The sequence below is a fragment of the Escherichia sp. MOD1-EC5189 genome, from assembly GCF_002966045.1.
GTDB classification, from domain to species: Bacteria; Pseudomonadota; Gammaproteobacteria; order Enterobacterales; family Enterobacteriaceae; genus Escherichia; species Escherichia coli_F.
Genome location: NZ_PTRX01000013.1, coordinates 137,368 through 143,759, shown reverse-complemented (window position 1 = coordinate 143,759; position 6,392 = coordinate 137,368). Strand labels below are relative to the sequence as shown.

At 50.0% G+C, this 6,392-nt stretch carries 6 protein-coding genes and 3 other RNA genes; 6 read left to right on the top strand and 3 right to left on the bottom strand.

The genetic code is table 11. From position 1 onward, the window contains the following. Positions 1–106: 106 nt before the first annotated feature. The 5 genes from ATB02_RS13635 (at position 107) to pnuC (ending at position 2,622) form a co-directional block, all read left to right on the top strand. Positions 107–232: non-coding RNA, RtT sRNA (locus ATB02_RS13635), on the top strand. A 30-nt stretch (positions 233–262) separates the two neighbouring features. Next, positions 263–388: non-coding RNA, RtT sRNA (locus tag ATB02_RS13630), on the top strand. A 30-nt stretch (positions 389–418) separates the two neighbouring features. Continuing rightward, positions 419–544, top strand: a non-coding RNA gene (locus ATB02_RS13625) — RtT sRNA. A gap of 277 nt (positions 545–821) precedes the next feature. Then, positions 822–1,865, top strand: coding sequence for a quinolinate synthase NadA (gene nadA, locus ATB02_RS13620; protein WP_105271742.1), 1,044 nt, complete (start codon positions 822–824; stop codon positions 1,863–1,865). A gap of 37 nt (positions 1,866–1,902) precedes the next feature. Next, on the top strand, positions 1,903–2,622 hold the full coding sequence (gene pnuC / locus ATB02_RS13615) for a nicotinamide riboside transporter PnuC (RefSeq protein WP_032183721.1): 720 nt from the start codon (positions 1,903–1,905) through the stop codon (positions 2,620–2,622). Here the strand turns inward: pnuC and zitB are convergent. After that, on the bottom strand, positions 2,619–3,560 hold the full coding sequence (gene zitB, locus ATB02_RS13610; protein ID WP_105271741.1) for a CDF family zinc transporter ZitB: 942 nt from the start codon (positions 3,558–3,560) through the stop codon (positions 2,619–2,621). The two genes, pnuC and zitB, sit on opposite strands and share 4 nt — an antisense overlap. 113 nt (positions 3,561–3,673) lie before the next feature. Further along, positions 3,674–4,054, bottom strand: a complete 381-nt coding sequence (locus tag ATB02_RS13605) for a YbgS-like family protein (protein WP_000784342.1) — start codon at positions 4,052–4,054, stop codon at positions 3,674–3,676. A gap of 315 nt (positions 4,055–4,369) precedes the next feature. Between ATB02_RS13605 and aroG the strand changes: the two genes are divergently transcribed. Then, on the top strand, positions 4,370–5,422 hold the full coding sequence (gene aroG, locus ATB02_RS13595; protein WP_001109196.1) for a 3-deoxy-7-phosphoheptulonate synthase AroG: 1,053 nt from the start codon (positions 4,370–4,372) through the stop codon (positions 5,420–5,422). 157 nt (positions 5,423–5,579) lie between these two features. Here the strand turns inward: aroG and gpmA are convergent, their stop codons facing one another. Then, a complete protein-coding gene (gene gpmA / locus ATB02_RS13590; RefSeq protein ID WP_001295305.1) occupies positions 5,580–6,332 on the bottom strand; it encodes a 2,3-diphosphoglycerate-dependent phosphoglycerate mutase in 753 nt (250 codons plus the stop codon). Positions 6,333–6,392: the final 60 nt, after the last annotated feature.

Below are 6,392 nucleotides of genomic sequence, written 5' to 3'. Positions count from 1 at the left end.
GGTCGTTAGCTCAGTTGGTAGAGCAGTTGACTTTTAATCAATTGGTCGCAGGTTCGAATCCTGCACGACCCACCAATGTAAAAAAAGCGCCCTAAAGGCGCTTTTTTGCTATCTGGGATATTCAAAGATTCGAACCTGCAGCAGGTTCGAGTTGAGCGTAGCGAAACAACGGAGCCGCTTGCGGCGACGGCCCGAAGGGCGAGCGAAGCGAGTCATCCTGCACGACCCACCAATGTAAAAAAGCGCCCTAAAGGCGCTTTTTTGCTATCTGGGATATTCAAAGATTCGAACCTGCAGCAGGTTCGAGTTGAGCGTAGCGAAACAACGGAGCCGCTTGCGGCGACGGCCCGAAGGGCGAGCGAAGCGAGTCATCCTGCACGACCCACCAATGTAAAAAAGCGCCCTAAAGGCGCTTTTTTGCTATCTGGGATATTCAAAGATTCGAACCTGCAGCAGGTTCGAGTTGAGCGCAGCGAAACAACGGAGCCGCTCGCGGCGACGGCCCGAAGGGCGAGCGAAGTGAGTCATCCTGCACGACCCACCAATGTAAAAAAGCGTCCTAAAGGCGCTTTTTTGCTATTCAGGCATCTCTCAATTTCAATTCTTGACCCTGATGACATACTCCGCGCTTGCTGCGTAAACGACTCTACGTCGGAGGAATAAGACGCAAAGTGCGGCATTCGTCATCTCATACGTATTTCGAGTGACTTTTCCCCACCATTCGACTATCTTGTTTAGCATATAAAACAAATCATGCCGATAATAGCGAATATCACGCTTATGTCGGTTTTAATGTTAAGCCTGTAAAACGAGATGGTAAGATGAGCGTGATGTTTGATCCTGAAGCGGCGATTTATCCTTTCCCCCCGAAGCCGACGCCGTTAAGCATTGATGAAAAAGCGTATTACCGCGAGAAGATAAAACGTCTGCTAAAAGAACGTAATGCGGTGATGGTTGCCCATTACTATACCGATCCCGAAATTCAACAACTGGCAGAAGAAACCGGTGGCTGTATTTCTGATTCTCTGGAAATGGCGCGCTTCGGTGCAAAGCATCCCGCTTCTACGTTGTTAGTCGCTGGGGTGAGATTTATGGGAGAAACCGCCAAAATTCTCAGTCCGGAAAAAACAATTCTGATGCCGACACTTCAGGCTGAATGTTCACTGGATCTCGGCTGCCCTGTTGAAGAATTTAACGCATTTTGCGATGCCCATCCCGATCGTACTGTCGTCGTCTACGCCAACACTTCTGCTGCGGTAAAAGCGCGCGCAGATTGGGTGGTAACTTCAAGCATTGCCGTCGAACTTATTGATCATCTGGATAGTTTGGGTGAAAAAATCATCTGGGCACCCGACAAACATCTGGGGCGTTACGTGCAAAAACAGACGGGCGCAGACATTTTATGCTGGCAGGGTGCCTGCATTGTGCATGATGAGTTTAAGACTCAGGCGTTAACCCGCTTGCAAGAAGAATACCCGGATGCTGCCATACTGGTGCATCCAGAATCACCGCAAGCTATTGTAGATATGGCGGATGCGGTCGGTTCCACCAGTCAACTGATCGCTGCTGCGAAAACATTGCCACATCAGCGACTTATCGTGGCAACCGATCGGGGTATTTTCTACAAAATGCAGCAGGCGGTGCCAGATAAAGAGTTACTGGAAGCACCAACCGCGGGTGAGGGCGCAACCTGCCGCAGCTGCGCGCATTGTCCGTGGATGGCCATGAATGGCCTTCAGGCCATCGCAGAGGCATTAGAACAGGAAGGAGGCAATCACGAGGTTCATGTTGAGGAAAAGCTGCGAGAGAAGGCGCTGGTGCCGCTCAATCGTATGCTGGATTTTGCGGCTACACTACGTGGATAACTAATAATAAGGCGTCACGTTACGCTTTGGGGGAAAGATGGATTTTTTTAGTGTGCAGAATATCCTGGTACATATACCAATAGGAGCAGGCGGTTATGATCTCTCATGGATCGAAGCGGTAGGCACGATCGCCGGGTTGCTGTGTATTGGCCTTGCCAGTCTGGAGAAGATCAGCAACTACTTCTTTGGCCTGATCAACGTCACCTTGTTTGGCATTATTTTCTTTCAGATTCAGCTGTATGCCAGCCTGCTATTACAGGTGTTTTTCTTTGCCGCGAATATTTACGGTTGGTATGCGTGGTCGCGACAAACCAGTCAGAACGAGGCGGAGTTGAAAATTCGCTGGTTGCCATTGCCGAAGGCGCTCAGCTGGTTGGCGGTTTGCGTTGTTTCGGTTGGTCTGATGACGGTATTTATCAATCCGGTGTTTGCATTTTTGACCCGCGTGGCAGTCATGATCATGCAAGCATTAGGATTACAGGTTGCGATGCCTGAACTGCAACCGGACGCTTTCCCGTTCTGGGATTCCTGCATGATGGTGTTATCTATCGTGGCAATGATTCTGATGACGCGTAAGTATGTGGAAAACTGGCTGTTGTGGGTGATTATTAACGTGATTAGCGTCGTTATTTTTGCACTTCAGGGCGTTTACGCCATGTCTCTGGAGTACATCATCCTGACCTTTATTGCCCTCAACGGCAGCCGGATGTGGATCAACAGCGCACGCGAAAGAGGTTCACGCGCGCTGTCCCATTAATGATGATGATGTGAATGGCCAGACACCCCTCCATTCAGGCGGCAGTCTGGCCCATGACAAGGTTGATATTCCATCTGAATAGTGGCGTGCTCAATCTGATAGTGATCCATCAGGTAGTGTTGGATCTGATCTAACAAGGCATCGTGATCGTGTGGCGGGATCACCTGCACATGCAGCGTCATCACTGGCTTTTCACCCACCATCCAAACATGCACATGGTGTACATTACGGACTTCCGGGATTTCCCGGCACATACGACGCTTCAGTTCGGCGATATCCAGCGATACCGGTGCACCTTCAAGTAATTCATTCACGCTATCTTTCAACAGTCGCCACGCGCTACGCAGAACCAGAAGCGACACCAGTATTGAGAGAATGGGGTCAGCAGGTGTCCAGCCGGTCCAGATAATAATCAACGCGGCAATAATAGCCCCAACCGAACCCAGTAGGTCCCCGAGAACATGCAGTGCCGCTGCGCGCACGTTGAGGTTTTTCTCTTCGCTGCCGTGATGAAGTAACCAGAAAGAAAGTATATTGGCCAGCAACCCAGCCACGGCAATTGCCATCATCATGCCACCCTCGACCGGACGAGGCGTGCGGAAGCGTTCTATCGCCTCCCAGACAATCAAAATGGTAATCACCACCAGGGCGATGGCATTCACAAACGCCGCGAGCGTGGTCAATCTTAGCCAACCGAAAGTGTGGCGAATGGTGGGAGGACGACGGGAGAATTGCACTGCGAGTAGGGCGAAAAGCAGGGCGGCAGTATCGGTCAACATATGACCCGCATCGGCCAGCAATGCCAGAGAACCGGAAAGAAAACCACCAATGACTTCTACGAGCATAAACCCGGCAGTCACGCCGAAAGCATACAACAAGCGACGAGCATTATTATCTTCTGGCAGGTGTGAGGAAGTGTGTGAGTGTGAGTGCGCCATGACGAGTCATCCCTTAATTATTCTCACTTAACTTTATGACATCATACTGCTTTTAGAAGGGAAAAATTAAAAGGGAGAGACTCCGCTCTCCCATTATTGGCTATTTCGCAGGGTTACTGCGTGGTACCGTCGGTTTTGGTATCGACATCATTGTTGATGCCATCACCGGTTTGGACTTTTTTATTGATATCCGGGCAGCGACCATCTTTGCACATGGTGTTCTTGTGCTCTTCATCTTTGGTCATGCCGTCATTGTTCATTGAAGAACCATCCGGATGCAGCATTGTGCCGCCAGAACCGGTATTTACCCCGTTATTGTCGACGTTATTTGGCGCGACATTTTCACGGGCATCAGGGGCTACCTGGCCCGCATCAGCTGCGGCGTTTGCCTGGCCGTTATTGCTTTGCGCTCCGCTATCGGCAGCCAGTGCGGCTCCGCTGGCAAGGCTTAGAGTGGCAGTCAGAAATAGTGTGGCCAGTTTTGTCATTTTCATAGGATGCTCCTGTTATGGTCGTTATGTCGGATAACCTCTTCCAACAGTGCATTTGCAGGTGAATATAAGGCAATGGTTTAAGATTTCAGCCAGGTTATAAAACGCAGCAGAGAATCTTGAAATAATTAACAAACAAAGGAGTTACAGTTAGAAATTGTAGGAGAGATCTCGTTTTTCGCGACAATCTGGCGTTTTTCTTGCTAATTCCAGGATTAATCCGTTCATAGTGTAAAACCCCGTTTACACATTCTGACGGAAGATATAGATTGGAAGTATTGCATTCACTAAGATAAGTATGGCAACACTGGAACAGACATGAATTATCAGAACGACGATTTACGCATCAAAGAAATCAAAGAGTTACTTCCTCCTGTCGCATTGCTGGAAAAATTCCCTGCTACTGAAAATGCCGCGAATACGGTTGCCCATGCCCGAAAAGCGATCCATAAGATCCTGAAAGGTAATGATGATCGCCTGTTGGTGGTGATTGGTCCGTGTTCTATTCATGATCCCGTCGCGGCTAAAGAGTATGCCACTCGCTTGCTGGCGCTGCGTGAAGAGCTAAAAGATGAGCTGGAAATCGTAATGCGCGTCTACTTTGAAAAGCCGCGTACCACAGTGGGCTGGAAAGGGCTGATTAACGATCCGCATATGGATAACAGCTTCCAGATCAACGACGGCTTGCGTATTGCCCGTAAATTGCTGCTCGATATTAACGATAGCGGTCTGCCAGCAGCGGGTGAATTCCTGGATATGATCACCCCGCAATATCTCGCGGACCTGATGAGCTGGGGAGCAATTGGCGCACGTACAACGGAATCGCAGGTGCACCGTGAGCTGGCGTCTGGTCTTTCTTGTCCGGTAGGTTTTAAAAATGGCACCGACGGTACGATTAAAGTGGCTATCGATGCCATAAATGCCGCCGGTGCGCCGCACTGCTTCCTGTCAGTGACTAAATGGGGGCATTCGGCGATCGTGAACACCAGCGGTAACGGCGATTGCCATATCATTCTGCGCGGCGGTAAAGAGCCTAATTACAGTGCGAAACATGTCGCAGAAGTGAAAGAAGGGCTGAACAAAGCAGGCCTGCCAGCGCAGGTGATGATCGATTTCAGCCATGCCAACTCGTCCAAACAGTTCAAAAAGCAGATGGATGTTTGTGCTGACGTTTGCCAGCAGATTGCCGGTGGCGAGAAAGCCATTATTGGTGTGATGGTGGAAAGCCATCTGGTGGAAGGCAATCAGAGCCTGGAGAGCGGGGAACCGCTGGCCTATGGCAAGAGCATCACCGATGCCTGCATTGGCTGGGAGGATACCGATGCTCTGTTACGTCAACTGGCGAACGCAGTAAAAGCGCGTCGCGGGTAAAGTTTAATTGTCGGATGCGCCGTCACAGTGGTTATCCGATGAATCACCGTAGGCCTGATAAGACGCGCAGCGTCGCATCAGGCAATGTGCTCCATTGTTAGCAACAAAAAAGCCGACTCACTTGCAGTCGGCTTTCTCATTTTTAAGCGAATGACGTTTACTTCGCTTTACCCTGGTTCGCAACGGCTGCTGCTTTCGCCGCGATCTCGTCAGCATTACCCAGATAATAGCGTTTCAGCGGTTTGAAATTCTCGTCGAATTCATAAACCAGTGGCACGCCAGTCGGGATATTCAGCTCAAGAATCTCTTCTTCGCTCATATTATCGAGATATTTCACCAGCGCACGTAACGAGTTACCGTGTGCGGCGATGATCACGCGCTCACCGCTCTTCATTCGCGGCAGAATAGTTTCATTCCAGTAAGGGATCACGCGGTCAATGGTCAGCGCCAGGCTTTCCGTCAGTGGCAGCTCTTTCTCGCTCAGCTTCGCGTAACGTGGATCGTGGCCCGGATAACGCTCATCATCTTTAGTCAGTTCCGGCGGAGTTACCGCAAAACCACGACGCCACTGTTTCACCTGCTCGTCGCCATACTTTTCAGCAGTTTCCGCTTTGTTCAGACCCTGCAACGCACCGTAGTGACGTTCGTTCAGTTTCCAGGATTTCTCAACGGGCAGCCATGCCTGATCCAGTTCGTCCAGCACATTCCACAGGGTATGGATAGCGCGTTTCAGCACAGAGGTGTAAGCAAAATCAAAGCTGTAACCTTCCTCTTTCAGCAGCTTACCAGCTGCTTTTGCTTCGCTTACGCCTTTCTCAGACAGATCCACGTCGTACCAACCGGTAAAACGGTTTTCTTTGTTCCACTGACTTTCGCCATGACGAACCAGAACCAGCTTAGTTACAGCCATATACTTACTCCTCAAACCATCTTTTAATGATAATAATTCTCATTATATTGCCGTGACGAA